We start from the raw sequence: 18,439 nt of genomic DNA on the forward strand, positions 1-18,439 counted from the left end.
CGAAGTTAGTCTGCGTGGACCTCGCGGTGCGCCTGCGCGAGCTCGCGGTAGCGCGCCGCGTTGCGCTTCACGCCGTCGAATTCCTCATCGGTGAGTTCCCGGCGCACCTTGGCGGGGACCCCGGCCACGAGGGAGCGCGGCGGAACCACCGTGCCTTCGAGGACCACAGCGCCCGCCGCCACGAGCGAGCCTGCGCCGATCACCGCGCCGTTGAGGATGGTGGCGCTCATGCCGATGAGGCAGTCATCCTCAACGGTGCAGCCGTGGACGACGGCGCTGTGCCCGACGCTGACCCTCGCCCCGACGCTGCACGGGAAGCCCGGGTCGGCATGCAGCACCACGTTGTCCTGCAGGTTGCTGCCTGCGCCGACGCTGATCGCGGCCGTGTCCGCCCGCACGGAGACACCGTAAAAGGCGCTCGCGTCCTCGGCGAGCGTGGCACAGCCGATGACGGACGCCGTCGGCGCCACGAAAACTGAAGGATGGATGTCCGGGGTGTCGCCGGCGAAGGAGTAGATGGGAGCCATTCCCCCAGCCTAGGACACCTCCACCCCGGGCGTCAGGGGAGGACGACGGCGATCGGCGCGCCTGGCGCCGCCACTCGCTCGAGTTCACGCACGACGTCGTCCGCCTCCGCTGCGGTGAGTCCGGCCAGAGCCTGCACCGCCCACACCGCCGGAAAGACCTTGTCCGCGAACGGCAGCCGTGCGGGGTCGGCCACCGAAACGCTCAGCCGGCGGGAAACGGCGTAGCGGACGTTCCCGTCAAACGGATCCACGCCTGTGTAATGGATGCCCGCCCGGACGAACCTGATTCCGTCGTCGCCCGGGCCGCAGCACACTTCCAGCACCGCGCGGCGGCCCTGCGCCTTGAGCAGCGCGATGAAAGGTTCCAGCGAGGTCTCCGTGAGCAAGGCCATGGTGTTAACCAGTCTCAGTTAAAACAGGCCGGGTTGGAAGGCTAGAGACGGCTCAGTTGAAGACGACGGTCCGGTTGCCGTCCAGCAGCACCCGGTGCTCGGCGTGCCACTGCACGGCCTGGGCGAGCGTGCGGCCTTCCACGTCGCGGCCCATCTGGACAAACTGCTCCGGGGTGCGCGCGTGGTCCACCCGGATCACTTCCTGCTCGATGATGGGGCCTTCGTCCAGCGCTGCGGTGACGTAGTGTGCCGTGGCGCCGATCAGCTTCACTCCGCGGGCGTGGGCCTGGTGGTAGGGCTTGGCGCCTTTAAAGGACGGGAGGAAGGAATGGTGGATGTTAATCGCCTTGCCGGTCAGTTCGGTGCACAGCTCGTCGGAGATGATCTGCATGTACCGCGCCAACACGGTCAGTTCGATGCCTTCCTCAGCGATGATCTTCCGCAACTCGTCCTCGGCCTGCACCTTCGTGTCGGCAGTTACCGGGATGTAGTGGAACGGAATGCCGTAGAACTCGGCCAATCCGGCGAGGTCACGGTGGTTGGAGACGATCGCGGGGACCTCGATGGGCAGCGTGCCGGAGCGCTGCAGGAATAGGAGGTCGTTCAGGCAGTGGGCGGATTTGCTGGCCATCAGGAGCGTGCGGACCTTCTGGCCTACCGGGTGCAGGGTCCACTGCATGCCGAAGGCATCGGCCACCGGTTCCAGGGCGGCCTGGACTTCAGCCCGGGAAGCGGCGGTGGTGGCTTCCACGCGCATGAAGAACGTGCCGGTGGACTGGCTGCCGTACTGCTGTGAGTCCGTAATATTGCAGCCGGCCACCAGCAGGGCGCCGGCCACGGCGTGGACGATCCCGGGGCGGTCGGGGCAGGACAGGGTTACTACGTACGCTTTGGCGAGCTGGTCATCAATCACGAAGAACAGCCTACCCGCGTGGACGCCCGGTATTTGGTAGTCTGAGGAGGTCGCAACTGGCGTTGGGTGGCTAACCACCAGGGAGCGGCATTCACGAAGACCACGGATCGTACGCCTGGGCCGAGGGTCATGTTTTGCCGGCAGAACGCAGCTTCCCGAAGTGCGCGTTTCCCGGTGCGCTGCAGCGCCCTTGCGGACTAGTGTCCGTGACCGGTCCTTTGGACTTGTCATCAAGGGGCGGAGCGACGCCCCCAGCCGGTAGCCTGACCTTAGCAGCGCCCATCCCTAGCCAGGAGTTCCTCGTGACTACATCACCGACTTCCGTCAGCACTTCCTCCACCGTCAGCAACCAGCCGCTGGCTGAGCTCGATCCCGAGATCGCCGCCGTCCTGGACCAGGAGCTCGGCCGCCAGCGCGGCACCCTGGAAATGATTGCCTCCGAAAACTTCGCGCCGCGCGCCGTGATGGAAGCCCAGGGCTCGGTCCTGACCAACAAGTACGCCGAGGGCTACCCGGGCCGCCGCTACTACGGCGGCTGCGAGTACGTCGACATCGCCGAGCAGCTCGCAATCGACCGCGTGAAGGCCCTGTTCGACGCGGAATACGCCAACGTCCAGCCGCACTCCGGCGCGCAGGCCAACGCCGCCGCACTCTCCGCCATGATCACCCCCGGTGACAAGATCCTGGGCCTGTCCCTCGCGCACGGCGGCCACCTCACCCACGGCATGAAGCTCAACTTCTCCGGCAAGCTCTACAACGTGGCTGCCTACCAGGTTGAGCAGCACGACTTCCGCATCGACATGGACAAGCTGCGCGAACAGGCCATCGCCGAAAAGCCGCAGGTGATCATTGCCGGCTGGTCCGCCTACCCGCGCCACCTCGACTTCGCCGCCTTCCGCTCCATCGCCGATGAAGTGGGCGCCCTCCTCTGGACGGACATGGCGCACTTCGCCGGCCTCGTGGCAGCAGGCCTGCACCCGAGCCCGGTGCCGCACTCCGACGTCGTCACCTCCACGGTGCACAAGACCCTCGCCGGCCCCCGCTCCGGCGTAATCCTGGCCAAGCAGGAGTGGGCCAAGAAGCTCAACTCCAACGTCTTCCCGGGACAGCAGGGCGGCCCGCTCATGCACGTCATCGCCGCGAAGGCCGTGGCCTTCAAGATCGCCGGCACCGCGGAGTTCAAGGAGCGCCAGGAGCGCGTCCTCGAAGGCGCCAAGATCATTGCCGACCGCCTCAACCAGTCCGACGTCGCTGAGGCCGGCGTGTCCGTCCTCACCGGCGGCACCGACGTGCACCTGGTCCTGGTGGACCTGCGCAACTCGCAGCTGGACGGCCAGCAGGCCGAAGACCTCCTGCACTCCGTGGGCATCACCGTCAACCGCAACGCCGTCCCGTTCGACCCCCGCCCGCCGATGGTCACCTCCGGCCTGCGCATCGGCACCCCGGCCCTGGCCACCCGTGGCTTCGGTGCCAAGGAATTCACCGAGGTTGCCGAGATCATCGCCACCGCCCTGAAGGCCGGCTCCGGCACCGACGTGGAGGCCCTGCAGGCCCGCGTGGACAAGCTCGCCGCCGACTTCCCCCTGTACCCGCAGCACGAGCAGTGGTGAACCCGTCCATGGCGCAGACCGCGAAGGTCCTTGACGGCAAGGCTGCCGCTGCCGCCATCAAATCCGAGCTGGCTGAGCGTGTCGCGGCCCTGAAGGCCCGCGGCGTCACCCCTGGCATTGCCACTGTCCTAGTGGGCGCGGACCCGGCCTCGCAGCTGTACGTGTCCATGAAGCACAAGCAGTCTGTGGAGATCGGGATGAACTCGATCCAGCGTGAGCTTCCGGCGGATGCCACCCAGGCCCAGGTTGAGGCCCTCATTGACGAACTCAATGCGGACCCCGCCTGCCACGGCTACATCGTGCAGCTGCCGCTGCCCAAGCACCTGGACACCGACGCCATCCTCGAGCGGATCGACCCCGCCAAGGATGCCGACGGCCTGCACCCGACCAACCTTGGCCGGTTGGTGCTCAACGTCAGCGGCGAGATCACCTCGCCGCTGCCGTGCACGCCCCGCGGCGTCATCGAGCTCCTGGAGCGCAACGGCTACAGCCTCGCGGGCAAGCACGTCGTGGTGGTCGGCCGCGGCGTCACGATCGGCCGCTCGATCGGCCTGCTGCTCACCCGGCGGGCCGTGAACGCCACCGTGACGCTGACGCACACCGGCACCGAGAACCTCTCGGAGCTGCTGCGGCAGGCGGACGTCATCGTGGGCGCGGCGGGTGCCAAGCACATCGTCAAGGCTGCGGACGTGAAGCCGGGCGCGGCCGTGCTCGACGTCGGTGTAACGCGTGAAACCGACCCCGAGACAGGCAAGAGCAGGGTCCACGGCGACATCGATCCCGCCGCTGCCGAGGTGGCCGGCTGGATTTCGCCGAACCCCGGCGGCGTCGGTCCCATGACCGTGGCGCTGCTCATGACCAACGTGGTCGAAGCCGCGGAGCGCAAAGCGGGCATTGCCTAACCGCTGATCGGGCTTGCCGGCCTTCGGGTTCCGCTCCCCAACCGCCCCTAACCTCGCAGGCTCGGCCAGGGAAACCGGCGGTTGTGGCCCCATGCTCAACAGCGGAACCGCGTAGGGCGCCTACTCCTCCGGGAGTAGGCGCCCTACGCCGTTAAGCAGACGACGACCGGTACCTCCGCGGCTAGGCTCGGACTATGCAGCGCCGTTTCCGTGGACCGCCCACCGCCGTCATCGTGATCGCGGTGGCCATGGTCCAGGTTGTCGGCACGGTGTTCGCCTCCGCGAGGCAGCCGGACCACCGGCCGCTGGACGCCTTGGCCTTCGCCCTGCTGCTGCTGGGGCCGGCCGCATTGTCGCTGCGGCGGCGTGCCCCGCTGGTCATGCTTCCCGCCGCGGCCGCCGCGGTGGCGGCGTACCTGGCGCTCGGCTACGCATGGGGTCCGGTGTTCCTGTCGCTGGCGCTGGCCATCGTGTTCTCCGCGGCAGCGGGCAAGCGCTGGCAAACCTGGGCCGTGGCGGGGGCATGCGGAGCCGCGCTGGTGACCGTGTCATTCTCACGCGGTGATGAGGCCGGGTTGCTCCGGGCCTTCGCCGGCACCGCGTGGCTGGCCATCCTGGTGCTCCTGGGGGAGGGCGCAAGGCTCCGCAGCGAACGCGTGGCTGAACGGCGACGGCAGCGGGAGGCGCGGGAGCAGGCAGCCCGCGACGAGTACCGCCTTACGCTCGCCCGCGACATCCATGACGTCGTGGCGCATTCGCTCTCCCTGATCAATGTCCGGGCATCGGTGGCACTCCATCTGGGCGAGAAGGATCCCGAGCAGTTCCGCCCGGCGCTGGAGGCCATCAAATCCGCGAGCAAGGATTCGCTCGCCGAGATCCGCCAGCTCCTCGGCGTCCTGCGCGACGATGCCCCGCTCAGCCCGGCGCCGCCGCGACGGCTGTCGCGGATCCCCGAGCTCGCGGACAACGCCCGGCGCGCGGGGCTGGAGGTCACCCTGAGCCTGCCGGATCCGGACGTCGCCGCGCAGCTGCCTGACGCTGTCCAGGAGGCCGCCTACCGGATTGTCCAGGAGGCGCTGACGAACGTGGTGCGGCACGCCGGAGCCCGGCAGGCCGCCGTCGTCCTCGCCGTGGAGGCAGCCGGTACGGCGCCGAGCACGGGCGCCGGGCTGCTCACCGTGACTATTGACGACGACGGCGCCGGCGCGGCCGGGGTGCCGGACGGCAACGGCGTGACGGGGATGCGCGAGCGGGCGGCAGCTTTGGGCGGCACGCTGGAACTGGCTCCGCTGGATCCGGGCTGGCGGGTCCGGGCAGTAATCCCGCTGCCGGACGCAAACACGCCCGCCTCCTCCCGGACTCGGGTCGGCCGGCCATGATCCGCATCCTGCTGGCCGACGACCAGACCCTTATCCGCGCCGGGTTCCGCGCCCTGCTCAACGCCGAACCGGACATGACCGTGGTGGCCGAGTGCGGCACCGGCCGTGATTCCGTGCGGCTCGCGTCCCGCGAACATCCCGACGTGGTGCTGATGGATATCCGCATGCCGGACGGCGACGGGCTCGAGGCCACCCGGCAGATCATGGCCGGCCAGGACCTTGCCGGCACGCGGATCATCATCCTGACCACCTTTGAACTGGACGAATACATCGCCGAGGCCGTGCGCGCCGGCGCGGCGGGGTTCCTGGTCAAGGACACCGAGCCGGAGGAGCTGCTCCGGGCCGTGCGCGTGGTGCACGACGGCGATGCGCTGCTGTCGCCGTCGGTCACCCGCCGCATCATGGCCCAGCTCGCGGTACAGTCCCGGGCGACGGCACCGCCTGCCTCCCTGGACCTGATCACGGAGCGCGAACGCGAGGTCCTTCGGCTAGTGGGCGAAGGTCTGAACAACGCCGAGATCGCCGAGCGGCTCTTCATCACACCGCTTACGGCCAAGACGCACGTCTCCCGGATCATGACCAAACTGCTGATCCGGGACCGGGCCCAGCTGGTGGTGCTGGCCTATGAATCCGGGCTGGTGCGTCCGGGCTGGGCCGGCTGACGGCCTGACCCGAGGCGGACGGCCGGACCTCCGGGCGGCGTAGGCGCAGGCCTCCCGCCGGAGTACGCCGACCGCCGAAGGTGACTCCCGACGGCGGACGCCTGGCGGGCGCAACGCGGCCAGACTCGATGCAGAGCCGAAATACGGCCCGCTATTGAGAGTTTGGATGATTGACATGCTGACCGACCTTGCCACCACCGTCACGGCAGCCGCCTCCCGGCTTCCTGCCGATCTCGCAGCCCACGGACCGTGGGGCGCCGGCGGTTTCTCGCCGTGGTTCCTGCTGTTCCCGCTGTTCTGGATTTTGGTCATCGGACTGTTCATCTTCTTCGCCCGGCGTACCTGGCGACGGAACCACGAATGGGCCACCGCCCGGGGCGGGGAAAGCGTCCTGCGGGAGCGCTACGCACGCGGCGAAATCAACGAATCCGAGTACAACGAACGTCTTCAGGTGCTGCGGGGCGACCAGAAATAGCACTGGTTAGGGGACGCCTGCCGGGGCTACGCACAACGAATGGATTTTTTGAGACCGGGCTATTCCGTTGACCCCCCGGGCGTACTAGCTTAGGGGGGTGCCCGAACTCCATTCCGCTCAAGAAACGTCCAAAAAACCTGTGTCCGCGAAAGCAGCCGGAGCCACCCCGCCGCAATACGTGATCACCGCGGAAGACCTGACCAAGACCTACGGCGACGTCACCGCCGTCGACGGTATTTCCTTCAGCGTCCCCGCGGGGGAGTCGTTCGGACTGCTCGGCCCCAACGGCGCCGGCAAGTCCACCACCATGAAGATGATCGGCGGAGTAGCCCAGCGGACGTCGGGCAGCCTGACGATCATGGGCCTGGATCCTGAACAGCACGGTCCGGAGGTCCGCGCCCACCTGGGCGTGGTGCCGCAGCAGGACAACCTGGACGAGGAGCTCAAGGTCCGGGACAACCTCTTGGTGTACGGGCGCTATTTCGGCCTGCCCATGAGCTACCTCCGGCCGAAAGCGGACGAGCTCCTGGAGTTCGCGCAGCTCACGGACAAAGCCAAGTCCAAGGTGGACGCGCTGTCTGGCGGCATGAAGCGCCGCCTGACCATCGCGCGTTCGCTCATCAACGAGCCCCGCATCCTCCTTCTCGACGAGCCCACCACGGGGCTGGATCCGCAGGCGCGGCACATCCTCTGGGACCGCCTGTTCAGGCTCAAGGAACAGGGCGTCACCCTGATCCTCACCACGCACTACATGGACGAAGCCGAGCAGCTCTGCGACCGGATCATCGTGGTGGACAAGGGCAGGATCATGGCGGAAGGATCGCCGGCCAGCCTGATCCGGGACTACTCCACCCGCGAGGTCCTCGAGCTGAGGTTCGGCTCCGAGCGGAACGCCAGCATCGCCGGGGAACTCGAAGGCATCGGCGAGCGGCTGGAGACCCTTCCGGACCGTGTCCTCATCTACACGCACGACGGCGAGGCGGCCCTGGAGGAAGTCTCCGCCCGCGGCCTGCGCCCGCTCACCTCACTGGTGCGCAGGTCCTCGCTGGAGGACGTGTTCCTCCGGCTTACCGGCAGGAGCCTCGTTGACTGAACCGTCTTTTGCCAAGGACCTGACGGCAGGTCCGACGGCGGCACCTCCTTTGCGTGCCCACTCGCCGGAGGTTTCCGCTGCCAAGGCCCGCCGGTGGGGCGCGTTCTACTACGCCGAGCAGGTCCTGCGCGTCATGAAGGGCTACGGCTGGTCCATCTTCCTCTACAGCGTGGGGCAGCCCGCGGCCTACCTGTTCGCCATGGGAGTCGGCCTGGCCACGCTGGTGGACACCAACACCGCCGAAGTCTTCGGCGGCGTGAGCTACATTGCCTTCATCGCCCCCGCACTGCTTATTTCCGCCGCCGTCATGACGGCGGCCACCGAGTTCACGTTCCCGGTGATGGACGGCTTTAAGTGGCGCCGGGTGTACTACGGTCCCCATGCCTCCCCGTTGACGCCGGAGCAAATAGCGGGCGGACAGATCATCGCAGTGACCATCCGATTCCTGCTGCAGTCCGTCATCTACTTCGTCATCGTGGCGATGTTCGGAGCGTCGCCGAGCGGCTGGGGCTGGGCATCCGTGGTGGTGGCAACACTCGCGGGGCTGTCGTTCGGGCTGCCGTTGATGGCGTACGCCGCCAGCATCAAGGAGGATAAAGGCCAGTTCGCGATGGTCATGAGGTTCATCGTGATGCCGCTGTTCCTGTTCTCCGGGACCTTTTTCCCGCTGGACACGCTGCCCGTGCTGGTCCGCTGGATCGGCTGGATCTCGCCCATCTGGCACGGCACCGAGCTGGGCCGGGTCATGACCTACGGCTACGACGAATCCCCGGTGCTGACCATCATCCACGTCGTGTTCCTGCTCGGGCTCGCCTGGCTGGGATGGGTACTCACCAAGCGTCAATTCGTCAGGAGGATGGGGCAGTGACAGTCCTGACCCAAGGCCACAGCGTTACCGAAGAAGCGCGGAACCGGCGCTTCGGCCCGTTATATTCGCGAAACGCCAAGGCTGTGATCGGGCGCGGGCTGATGGCCACCAAAAGCAGCAACTGGATGGTCATGCTGTCCGGGTTCTTCGAGCCCGTCCTGTTCCTGCTCTCCATGGGTGTGGGCATGGGCGCCGTGGTGGGCTCCGTCCAGGGCCCGGGTGGCCAGGAGATCAGCTACGCCGCGTACATCGCTCCAGCGCTGCTCGCCGTCTCCGCGATGAACGGTGCGGTGTACGACTCCACCTGGAACGTCTTCTTCAAGATGAACTTCGCCAAGCTCTACCAGGGCATGCTCTACACATCGTTGGGGCCGCTGGATGTGGCGATGGGGGAGATCTTCCTGGCGCTGCTTCGCGGGCTGTTGTACGCCACGGGGTTCACCGCCGTTATGGGCCTCATGGGACTGATCACCACGCCGTGGGCCCTCCTGATGGTTCCCGCCTCGGTCCTCATCGCCTTCGGCTTTGCCAGCTTCGGCATGGGCATCACCAGCTTCATGAAGACGTTCCAGCAGATGGACTGGATCAACTTCATCATGCTTCCCATGTTCCTGTTCAGCGCCACCTTCTACCCGCTCAGCGTCTACCCGGAGTACATCCAGTGGCTAATCCAGGCGATGCCGCTCTGGCACGGCGTTGAGCTGCTCCGGCAGATCAATGCGGCCACCTTCACCCCGGCCACCGCCGTCCACATCGGCTATTACCTGGTGATGATCGTGCTGGGGCTCATGCTGACTACGGGGAGGCTCAGGAGCCTGTTCCTGAAGTAGCTCCGCTCACTGCCTTCGGACTGTTGTTCGCCGGGGGTGGAAGCGTACGGGGCCGGGGCCGAGGGTTTGAGACAATAGCTGCATGCAATCTCTGGGCAGCCCCAAATCTTCGTCCAACCCGGCCAAGGGCGGATTCTCCATGTTCCGCATCAGCGGTCCCGGCCTGATGGTCCTGGTCACGGCGTTCGTGGTGGCCGTCATCTTCGCCGCCAACCAGAACGACGTCGTCGGCTGGGTCGTGGCCGTCATCGCACTGTTCTGGTTGCTGCTGGCATCCTTTGTGGTTTTCAGCATCCAGAAGGCCGCCAAGAAGGCAGGGGCGAAGCTCAACGAGGCGCAGAACGCCTTCAACGCCGCTGCCGGACGCGCGCCGTCACGGGTGTCCACGGACCACGGCGGAACCCGCCTGGTGGGCGAGCGCGGCGAAGCCGAGGAAATCCGGGACATGAAGCTGGACCACTCCTTCAAGATCGTGCAGGTCCAGGTGCGCGTCGTGGAGCAGGAACGTGCCAAGGGCGCCGCCGCTGACCCGGACACCATCCGCCGCGCCCTCGAGACCATCGAGATCACCGCCACCAATGCCCGCGACATGATCAACTCCTCCGGCGACTCCGGTGAGCCCGTGACCGGAACCATCATCGACTAGAGTGGAACGGGTGAGCTCGGCATTGAAGAAGGACCACCTTCGCATCGCAACAGTCAACGTGAACGGCCTTCGCGCTGCCTATAAGAAGGGCATGGCCGAGTGGCTAGCACCCCGCGAGGTGGACATCCTCACCCTTCAGGAGGTCCGCGCGCCTGACGCGATCGTCCGCCAACTCATCGGCGAAGGCTGGCACATCCTGCACGCGGAGGCCGAGGCCAAGGGCCGCGCCGGCGTCGCCATTGCCTCCCGGGCCGAGCCGGTCGCCACACGCACACACATCGGCGACGACTACTTCGCTACGGCCGGACGCTGGGTGGAAGCGGACTTCCGGGTCACGGACGCCGCCGGCAATCCTGCCCAGCTCACCGTGGTGAGCGCGTACGTGCACTCCGGCGAGGCAGACACTCCCAAGCAGGTGGACAAGTACCGCTTCCTGGACGTCATGACCACCCGGCTGACCGAGCTGTCCAAACACAGCGACCACGCACTGGTCACGGGCGACCTGAACGTGGGCCACACCGAGCTGGATATCAGGAACTGGAAAGGCAACGTCAAGCGTGCGGGCTTCCTTCCGGAGGAGCGTGCCTACTTTGACCGCTTCTTCAGTGAGGAAATCGGCTGGAAGGATGTTCACAGGGGCCTGGCGGGTAACGTCAACGGCCCCTACACTTGGTGGTCGCAGCGCGGCCAGGCCTTCGACAATGACTCGGGCTGGCGCATCGACTACCACATGGCGACCCCGGGCCTCGCCGCCGCAGCAGTTTCGGCCGTGGTTGACCGGGCTCCCTCGTGGGACACACGTTTCTCTGACCATGCACCGCTGGTAGTGGACTACCAGCTCTAGTCTTAAGGCCTCGACGAATGACCTCCACCCCCACCGTGACTGACGCCGCCGCTTCCGAGCAGCCCGTGGCCGGCGCCGGAACCCGGCAGGACGCCGGAATCCGGCACCGCATCCTGTCGGGAATGCAGCCTTCCGCGGACTCGCTGCACCTCGGCAACTACCTGGGCGCCCTCGTGAACTGGGTGCGGATGCAGGAGGAGTACGATGCCATCTTCTTCATCCCGGACCTGCACGCCATCACCGTCCCGCAGGATCCCCAGGAGCTTGCCCGCCGCACCCGCGTCACTGCGGCCCAGTACATTGCCGGCGGCGTGGACGTGGACAAGTGCACCTTGTTTGTCCAGTCCCAGGTGCCCGAGCACGCCCAGCTTGCCTGGGTCTTGAACTGCATCACGGGATTCGGCGAGGCCTCCCGCATGACGCAGTTCAAGGACAAGGCGCTCAAGCAGGGCTCGGATGCCGCGAGCGTGGGGCTCTTCACCTACCCCGTGCTCCAGGCAGCGGATATCCTGCTCTATCAGCCTCACGGCGTCCCGGTGGGCGAAGACCAGCGGCAGCACGTGGAGCTCAGCCGCGATCTTGCCGCCCGGTTCAACACCCGGTTTGGCAAGACGTTCACTGTTCCCGAGCCCTTCATCCAGAAGGAATCGGCGAAGATCTACGACCTGCAGCAGCCCACCGCCAAGATGTCGAAGTCCTCTGAGTCGCCGGCCGGCCTGATCAACCTGCTCGATGACCCCAAAGTCATCGCCAAGCGGATCAAATCGGCCGTGACGGATGCCGAGACGGAGATCCGGTTCGACCGCGAGGCCAAGCCGGGCGTCTCCAACCTGCTGACCATTTACTCCGCCATCACCGGCAAGAGCGTGGAGCAGTTGGTCAAGGACTACGAAGGCAAGATGTACGGCCATCTAAAGGTGGACCTGGCCGAGGTGGTGACCGAGCACCTCACGCCGATCCGCAGCCGCGCCAACGAACTGCTGGCAGACCCCGCAGAACTCGACCGTCTGCTTGCTCTCGGTGCGGACAAGGCACGCGGGATTGCGTCGGCCACCCTTCAGGACGTCTATGCCAAGGTCGGATTCCTTCCATACGCCGGAGCCCTCTAGACCGATGCCGGGCAACAGGAAAGTCAGCGACGGAATGAGCCTCGGGGTCATTCTGGGCTTCCCGCCTGAGATCGCGGAGGAACTGCAGCGATGGCGGGCGTCCTTCGGGGACCCCATGGCCACGGTCATTCCGGCGCACATCACCCTCGTCACCACCACGCCCACACAGGACTGGGAAACCGCCCGGGACCACGTCCGGGAAGTGGCCCGCACGCAGGCGCCGTTCATGGTCACCATCGCCGGAACCGGCTCCTTCAGGCCCGTATCGCCGGTGGTGTTCATCAATGTGGAGGAAGGCTTTGGCGCCTGCGTCGAACTCCACGAAAAACTGCAGACCGGTCCGCTGGCACGCGATCTGCCGTTTGCCTACCACCCGCATGTGACCATTGCCCACGACGTCGCTCCGGAGAGCCTCGATGAGGCCGAAACGGTGCTGAGTGACTACAGGGCGACCTTCCCCGTGGTTAGCATGGGACTTTACGAACACGACACAGACGGTATTTGGCAGCTACGGGAAGAGCTTGACTTTGGTACCGAATCAGACGGCGAACGGGACACCCTCCGAGCAGCAGACGCCGACGGAGCAACCGCTACCCACTGAACGTGCGCGCCTCAAGCTGGAGGTTAGCCGCAAGCAGATGGAGCTGGGCAAAGCGCGCAGGTCAGGCGCAGGGCCCGTGCCCCAGACCACGGCCCTGTTCCAATGGCTCCTGGCCCGGCTGAACGCATTCCGGCCCATGCGTGCGTGGCAGCACTACACCCGCCAGCACGGCCCGCTGATGAGCGCCGGCATCGGGTTCAACATGTTCTTCTCCATCACCGGCCTGCTGACCACCGGATTCTCCGTCGCCGGGCTCATGCTCCGCGGCCAGCCGGTGCTTTTGGACCGGATCATCGCCAGCGTCTCGGAAAGTGCCCCGGGCCTGCTCAAGGTCAACGGCGGCGACGGCCTGGTGGACCCGAAGGACCTCCTGAACCCTGATGGCCTCGGCTGGACCGCAGTCATCGCCGCCGTCGTCACCGTGGTCACGTCGCTGGGCTGGATCGCCGGCCTCCGCGAGGGTCTCCGCGGCGTCATGAGGCTGGGGCCGCGGAAACTGAACCCGGTGATCATGAAACTGCGCGACGCCGGAACCCTGCTGCTGCTCGGCGTCGCACTGGTCATCAGCTCCGGCGCATCGCTCGTGTTCGGAACCGCCGCCGGCTGGGTGATGGAGCAGCTCCGGATGGACCCCGCCGTGGCCGGGCCGCTGGCGGCTTCGATCAAGATCGCCGTGCCGCTGGTGCTGAACTGGGTCACGGCAATCATCATGTTCAGGCTGGCAGGGGGCCTTAAGCTGTCCCGCCGGGCACTTCTGGAGGGAACTATCCTCGCCGGAGTCGGCACCACAGTGCTCCAGGTGTTCAGCACCGAACTGCTGGCCGGCGCGGGACGGAACCCCATCCTGGCGCCGTTCGCGATCATCATCGGGCTGCTGATCTGGTTCAACCTCGTCAGCCAGGTATACCTCGTGTCCGCCGCCTGGTCCGCCGTCCGCGAGGAGGACCTGAAAGCAGCCCCGGCTGCCAAGACCACAGGCTGGGGCTCACGCCAGGTGCAGCCCGGAAAGACGCCCGTGGAGCGGCACCACCCGGCCGAGCACCCGCGCCCGGTGGGCGTTACCGCCCGGCGTCGAGGTACTGATCGGCCCACGCCGCGATAATCTTCGCTGCCCGGGCCGCCTGCCCCTTGCCGGTCAGGAGGTGGTCGCTGCCTTCGAGGGAGACGAAGCTGCGCGGGTGTCGTGCCGTCTGGAAGATGGTGCTGGCGTTCTCAATCCCCACCGTGTTGTCCGTGGGGGAGTGCAGCACGATCAGGGGCTTGTGCAGCCGTTTGATGCAGTCGGTGAGGTCGGCGTTTTCCAGGTCTTCCACGAAGTGCCGGCGGATTTCCACACGTTTGCCGCCGAGGTCCACTTCTGCGCTGCCGTCGCGCAGGATCTTGTCCAGCGCGGCGTCAAAGACGTGCGCCACATGCTTCGGCGAGAACGGGGCGGCCACGGTGGCCACGGCGTCCAGTTCAGGGATCGCCGACGCCGCCGCGAGGACCGCGGCGCCGCCGAACGAGTGGCCCACCAGCAGCGAAATCTGCCGGCCCTCCGCGCGCATGAATTCCGCGGCACGGACCGTGTCCGCCACCTTGTGGCTGAAGGAGCCCTCGGACCACAGGCCCGCGGAATCGCCGAGCCCCAGGTTGTCGAAGCGGAGCATGCCGATCCCGCTTTCAGCCAGTGCCTTGCACATGCGCGATGCCGCGGGGCTGTCCTTGCCCAGCGTGAAGCCGTGCGAGAACACGCCCCATCCCTTCACCGGCCCGTCGGGCAGGTCCAGGAGGCCAGAGAGAAGTTCCCCCGTGGAACCTTCGAAGGTGACTTTTTCGGAACGTGACATGACGCACCCTTTCGATAGACGGGCTCTCTTGCGCTGAGCCGGATACGACGACGGCGCCCCTCACCGTGCGCTGTCCGCACGTGGTGAGAGACGCCGTCGTCCGCGGTGTCTTTTGGTTATATCTTGCGGGCGAGGATCGCCTGCTTGACTTCAGCGATCGCCTGCGTGACCTGGATGCCTCGCGGGCATGCTTCAGAGCAGTTGAAGGTGGTGCGGCAACGCCACACACCTTCCTTGTCGTTGAGGATCTCCAGGCGCATGTCGCCGGCGTCATCACGGGAATCGAAGATGAAGCGGTGGGCGTTGACGATCGCGGCCGGGCCGAAGTACTGGCCGTCGGTCCAGAACACCGGGCAGGAGGACGTGCACGCGGCGCAGAGGATGCACTTGGTGGTGTCGTCGAACCGCTCACGGTCCTCCGCGGACTGGAGGCGCTCCTTGGTGGGCTCGTGGCCGCGGTTGATCAGGAACGGCATGACCTCACGGAAGGACTGGAAGAACGGTTCCATGTCCACGATCAGGTCCTTTTCCACCGGCAGGCCCTTGATGGGCTCAACGGTGATGGGCTTGGTGGTGTCCAGGTCCTTCAGGAGCGTCTTGCAGGCCAGGCGGTTGCGGCCGTTGATGCGCATGGCATCGGAGCCGCAGACGCCGTGGGCGCAGGAACGGCGGAAGGAGACGCTGCCGTCCACTTCCCACTTGATCTTGTGCAGGGCGTCCAGCACGCGGTCCGTGCCGTACATGGTCAGCTTGAAGTCATCCCAGCGGGCTTCTGAAGAGATCTCGGGGTCATAGCGGCGGACGCGCAGGGTGATGTCGAAGGTGGGGATTTCTCCGCCGCCTCCCACGTGGGCAGGCAGCTCGATCTTCGAGGCTGGCTCAGCAAGTTCAGCGGACATATTAGTACTTCCTCACCATCGGCTCGTAGCGCGTAAATACAACCGGCTTGGTGCCAAGCCGAATCCCGGCAATGCTTTCCGCGGACCCGTCCGCGGGAGCGTGCTCGTCCTTGTACGCCATGGAGTGCTTCATGAATTTTTCGTCGTCGCGTTCCGGGAAGTCCTCGCGGAAGTGGCCACCGCGCGATTCCTCGCGGTGCAGGGCAGCAACCGTCATGACCTTCGCCAGTTCCAGCAGGAAGCCGAGTTCAACGGCCTCAAGGAGATCCAGGTTGAAGCGCTTGCCCTTGTCCTGGACGTTGATGCGCTTGTAGCGCTCCTCGAAGGAGGCAATGTCCTTGAGGACCTGGTTGAGGGTTTCAGCCGTGCGGAACACCTGCATGTTGGCGTCCATGGTGTCCTGGAGTTCCTTGCGGATCTGGGCCACCTTCTCGTCACCGTTGCCGTTGCGGGCGATGTTGAGGAGCTCAATCGTGTAGGCCTCCGGATCCTCCGGGAGTTCCACGAAGTCGGCCGTCCTGGCGTACTCTGCGGCGGCGATGCCGGCGCGCTTGCCGAACACGTTGATGTCCAGCAGGGAGTTGGTGCCCAGGCGGTTGGAGCCGTGCACCGAAACACAGGCCACCTCGCCGGCTGCGTACAGGCCCGGCACCACGGTGTCGTTGTCCTGCAGCACTTCGGTGGTGATGTTCGTGGGGATGCCGCCCATAGCGTAGTGCGCCGTCGGGAACACTGGAACCGGCTCCGTGTACGGCTCAACGCCGAGGTAGGTACGGGCAAACTCGGTGATGTCCGGCAGCTTCGCGTCGATGTGCGCCGGCTCAAGGTGGGTCAGGTCCAGGAGGACGTAATCCTTGTTCGGTCCGCAGCCACGGCCCTCGCGGACTTCGTTGGCCATGGAGCGGGCCACGATGTCACGGGGAGCAAGGTCCTTGATGGTAGGGGCGTAGCGCTCCATGAAGCGCTCACCTTCGGAGTTGCGCAGGATGGCGCCCTCGCCGCGTGCGGCCTCGGACAGCAGGATGCCGAGCCCGGCAAGGCCGGTCGGGTGGAACTGGAAGAACTCCATGTCCTCCAGGGGGATGCCGCGGCGGAAGGCGATGCCCATGCCGTCGCCGGTCAGGGTGTGGGCGTTGGACGTGGTCTTGAAGACCTTGCCGGCGCCGCCGGAGGCGAACACCACGGACTTGGCCTGGAAAACGTGCAGTTCACCGGAGGCGAGGTCGTAGGAGACCACGCCGGCAACGCGCTTCTGCTTGTACGCCGTGCCGTCCTCGCGCACTGCGTCTTCCTCGACAGTGAGGAGGTCCAGGACGTAGTACTCGTTGTAGAACTCAACGTTGTGCTTGACGCAGTTTTGGTACAGCGTCTGCAGGATCATGTGGCCGGTGCGGTCTGCTGCATAGCAGGCGCGGCGGACGGGAGCCTTGCCGTGATCACGGGTGTGGCCGCCGAAGCGGCGCTGGTCGATGCGGCCCTCGGGCGTGCGGTTGAACGGAAGACCCATCTTCTCGAGGTCCAGCACCGCGTCGATGGCCTCCTTGGCCATGACCTCGGCGGCATCCTGGTCAACCAGGTAGTCGCCGCCTTTGATGGTGTCGAACGTGTGCCATTCCCAGTTGTCTTCTTCGACGTTGGCCAATGCCGCACACATGCCGCCCTGCGCCGCGCCCGTGTGGGAGCGGGTGGGGTAGAGCTTGGTCAGTACTGCTGTTCGTGCGCGCTGACCGGATTCGATCGCGGCGCGCATGCCAGCGCCACCGGCACCGACAATGACGACGTCGTACTTATGGACCTGCATACCAGACGCTCTTTCTCTCAAAATTCGCAATAAAACTACGGGCGGGCTGAAGCCGGCTCCGCAAAACGGATGCCCGCCAGACGGGGCGGGCAGCCGCGGTTTGCTACGCGGGGCAGAAGCCGCCGGGGAGCTGGACGCCGTCCACTACCGGGCACGGGTTGAAGGTGAAGATCACCAGGGTGCCGAGGATGATGATCACGGCAGCGGCGCTGAAGAGGACCATCTTGAGCCAGAAGCGGGTGGAGTCCTTCTCGGCGTAGTCGTTGATGATGGTGCGGACGCCGTTGGTGCCGTGGAGCATGGCAAGCCAGAGCATGGCGAGGTCCCAGAACTGCCAGAACGGGTCGGCCCACTTGCCGGCCACGAAGCCGAAGTCGATGGCATGAATGCCCTCGCCCACCAGGAGGTTCACGAAGAGGTGGCCGAAGATGAGGACAACCAGCACCACGCCGGAGAGCCGCATGAAGAGCCACGCCAGCATTTCGAAGTTGCCGCGGGAGCTGCCGCCGCGGCGGTACTTCGGAGCGACGGTGCTGCCGCTGCGCGGGGACTGGATCTGCGTTGCAGTCATGGCTTAGTGACCTCCGAGTGCGAGGGACAGGTGGCGGATGGCGAAGGCCACCATGGTGACGATCCAGAGGACCAGCACTACCCAGAGCATCTGGCGCTGGTATTTGGCACCCTTCTTCCAGAAGTCGACGGCGATAATCCGCAGGCCGTTAAAGGCGTGGAACACGATCGCTGCGACGAGGCCCGTTTCACCCAGGGCCATCAGCGGGTTCTTGTAGGCACCGATCACAGCGGTGTAGGCCTCCGGCGACACCCTCACGAGGGAGGTGTCCAGCACATGGACCAACAAGAAGAAAAAGATCACAACACCGGTAATGCGGTGTCCAACCCAGGACCACATGCCTTCACGGCCGCGGTACAAGGTGCCAGCTGGTTTCGTCGGCACTGAATAAACCTCCCTGCAACACAGCGGCGCTGGCGTGGGATCCACGCGGGGGGAACGCCTACTGCGAGAGCACTCGTAGCTCAGGCCTAAATCTAGGCTTCGCT

The 18,439-nt window shown here is 66.1% G+C and carries 21 protein-coding genes; 13 read left to right on the plus strand and 8 right to left on the minus strand.

Translation table 11 applies throughout. The features are described 5' to 3' along the window. Positions 1–5: 5 nt before the first annotated feature. Genes CXQ90_RS03275 through purU form a run of 3 tightly spaced genes read right to left on the minus strand, consistent with a single transcriptional unit; the run spans position 6 to position 1,832 of the window. Complete coding sequence (locus tag CXQ90_RS03275) at positions 6–527, minus strand: gamma carbonic anhydrase family protein (protein ID WP_104136962.1); 522 nt, start codon at positions 525–527, stop codon at positions 6–8. Between the two features lie 32 nt (positions 528–559). Next, on the minus strand, positions 560–919 hold the full coding sequence (locus tag CXQ90_RS03280) for a class I SAM-dependent methyltransferase (RefSeq protein ID WP_104136964.1): 360 nt from the start codon (positions 917–919) through the stop codon (positions 560–562). A gap of 52 nt (positions 920–971) precedes the next feature. Next, on the minus strand, positions 972–1,832 hold the full coding sequence (purU, locus tag CXQ90_RS03285) for a formyltetrahydrofolate deformylase (protein ID WP_104136965.1): 861 nt from the start codon (positions 1,830–1,832) through the stop codon (positions 972–974). Positions 1,833–2,134: 302 nt separating this feature from the next. Here purU and glyA point away from each other — a divergent pair, with 302 nt between their 5' ends. From glyA to CXQ90_RS03350, 13 genes are all read left to right on the plus strand, one after another. Further along, positions 2,135–3,442 (plus strand): serine hydroxymethyltransferase, encoded by a 1,308-nt coding sequence (gene glyA, locus CXQ90_RS03290; protein ID WP_104136967.1) that lies wholly within the window; start codon positions 2,135–2,137, stop codon positions 3,440–3,442. Between the two features lie 8 nt (positions 3,443–3,450). Beyond that, positions 3,451–4,344, plus strand: coding sequence for a bifunctional methylenetetrahydrofolate dehydrogenase/methenyltetrahydrofolate cyclohydrolase (locus CXQ90_RS03295; protein WP_104136968.1), 894 nt, complete (start codon positions 3,451–3,453; stop codon positions 4,342–4,344). A gap of 194 nt (positions 4,345–4,538) precedes the next feature. Then, a complete protein-coding gene (locus CXQ90_RS03300) occupies positions 4,539–5,723 on the plus strand; it encodes a sensor histidine kinase (RefSeq protein ID WP_104136969.1) in 1,185 nt (394 codons plus the stop codon). Further along, positions 5,720–6,385 (plus strand): response regulator transcription factor, encoded by a 666-nt coding sequence (locus CXQ90_RS03305; RefSeq protein ID WP_104136970.1) that lies wholly within the window; start codon positions 5,720–5,722, stop codon positions 6,383–6,385. Before CXQ90_RS03300 ends, CXQ90_RS03305 begins: the two co-directional genes overlap by 4 nt. A 175-nt stretch (positions 6,386–6,560) precedes the next feature. Continuing rightward, positions 6,561–6,860, plus strand: a complete 300-nt coding sequence (locus CXQ90_RS03310; RefSeq protein ID WP_104137417.1) for an SHOCT domain-containing protein — start codon at positions 6,561–6,563, stop codon at positions 6,858–6,860. A 139-nt stretch (positions 6,861–6,999) separates the two neighbouring features. Next, positions 7,000–7,953 carry an ABC transporter ATP-binding protein gene (locus CXQ90_RS03315; RefSeq protein WP_181038407.1) on the plus strand — a complete coding sequence of 318 codons (954 nt, stop codon included), beginning with the start codon at positions 7,000–7,002 and terminating at the stop codon, positions 7,951–7,953. Further along, positions 7,946–8,821: an ABC transporter permease gene (locus tag CXQ90_RS03320; RefSeq protein ID WP_258064348.1), complete on the plus strand. Its 876-nt coding sequence runs from the start codon at positions 7,946–7,948 to the stop codon at positions 8,819–8,821. Before CXQ90_RS03315 ends, CXQ90_RS03320 begins: the two co-directional genes overlap by 8 nt. Next, positions 8,818–9,651 carry an ABC transporter permease gene (locus CXQ90_RS03325; RefSeq protein WP_104136972.1) on the plus strand — a complete coding sequence of 278 codons (834 nt, stop codon included), beginning with the start codon at positions 8,818–8,820 and terminating at the stop codon, positions 9,649–9,651. Before CXQ90_RS03320 ends, CXQ90_RS03325 begins: the two co-directional genes overlap by 4 nt. An 82-nt stretch (positions 9,652–9,733) precedes the next feature. Next, on the plus strand, positions 9,734–10,297 hold the full coding sequence (locus CXQ90_RS03330) for a hypothetical protein (RefSeq protein WP_104136974.1): 564 nt from the start codon (positions 9,734–9,736) through the stop codon (positions 10,295–10,297). Between the two features lie 10 nt (positions 10,298–10,307). Continuing rightward, the gene (locus CXQ90_RS03335) at positions 10,308–11,141 is read left to right on the plus strand and encodes an exodeoxyribonuclease III (protein WP_104137421.1); all 834 of its coding nucleotides are present in this window, start codon (positions 10,308–10,310) and stop codon (positions 11,139–11,141) included. Between the two features lie 17 nt (positions 11,142–11,158). After that, complete coding sequence (gene trpS / locus CXQ90_RS03340; RefSeq protein ID WP_104136975.1) at positions 11,159–12,250, plus strand: tryptophan--tRNA ligase; 1,092 nt, start codon at positions 11,159–11,161, stop codon at positions 12,248–12,250. Between the two features lie 4 nt (positions 12,251–12,254). Then, entirely contained in the window at positions 12,255–12,851 is a 597-nt protein-coding gene (locus CXQ90_RS03345) for a 2'-5' RNA ligase family protein (protein WP_258064349.1), read from the plus strand. A gap of 37 nt (positions 12,852–12,888) precedes the next feature. Then, on the plus strand, positions 12,889–13,953 hold the full coding sequence (locus CXQ90_RS03350; protein WP_104136978.1) for a YihY/virulence factor BrkB family protein: 1,065 nt from the start codon (positions 12,889–12,891) through the stop codon (positions 13,951–13,953). Here CXQ90_RS03350 and CXQ90_RS03355 read toward each other — a convergent pair. The 5 genes from CXQ90_RS03355 to sdhC all read right to left on the minus strand — a co-directional run bounded on the left by CXQ90_RS03355 (position 13,910) and on the right by sdhC (position 18,335). After that, complete coding sequence (locus CXQ90_RS03355; RefSeq protein WP_104136980.1) at positions 13,910–14,680, minus strand: S9 family peptidase; 771 nt, start codon at positions 14,678–14,680, stop codon at positions 13,910–13,912. The genes CXQ90_RS03350 and CXQ90_RS03355 overlap by 44 nt on opposite strands. A gap of 116 nt (positions 14,681–14,796) precedes the next feature. Further along, the gene (locus CXQ90_RS03360; RefSeq protein ID WP_104136981.1) at positions 14,797–15,579 is read right to left on the minus strand and encodes a succinate dehydrogenase iron-sulfur subunit; all 783 of its coding nucleotides are present in this window, start codon (positions 15,577–15,579) and stop codon (positions 14,797–14,799) included. A 1-nt stretch (position 15,580) separates the two neighbouring features. Beyond that, positions 15,581–17,380 carry a succinate dehydrogenase flavoprotein subunit gene (sdhA, locus tag CXQ90_RS03365; RefSeq protein WP_104136983.1) on the minus strand — a complete coding sequence of 600 codons (1,800 nt, stop codon included), beginning with the start codon at positions 17,378–17,380 and terminating at the stop codon, positions 15,581–15,583. A gap of 103 nt (positions 17,381–17,483) precedes the next feature. Beyond that, positions 17,484–17,951: a succinate dehydrogenase hydrophobic membrane anchor subunit gene (locus tag CXQ90_RS03370; RefSeq protein WP_104136984.1), complete on the minus strand. Its 468-nt coding sequence runs from the start codon at positions 17,949–17,951 to the stop codon at positions 17,484–17,486. Between the two features lie 3 nt (positions 17,952–17,954). Further along, positions 17,955–18,335: a succinate dehydrogenase, cytochrome b556 subunit gene (gene sdhC, locus CXQ90_RS03375; protein WP_104136986.1), complete on the minus strand. Its 381-nt coding sequence runs from the start codon at positions 18,333–18,335 to the stop codon at positions 17,955–17,957. Between the last annotated feature and the right edge of the window lie 104 nt (positions 18,336–18,439).

Source organism: Arthrobacter sp. ZGTC131 (genome assembly GCF_002929275.1).
GTDB lineage: Bacteria > Actinomycetota > Actinomycetes > Actinomycetales > Micrococcaceae > Arthrobacter.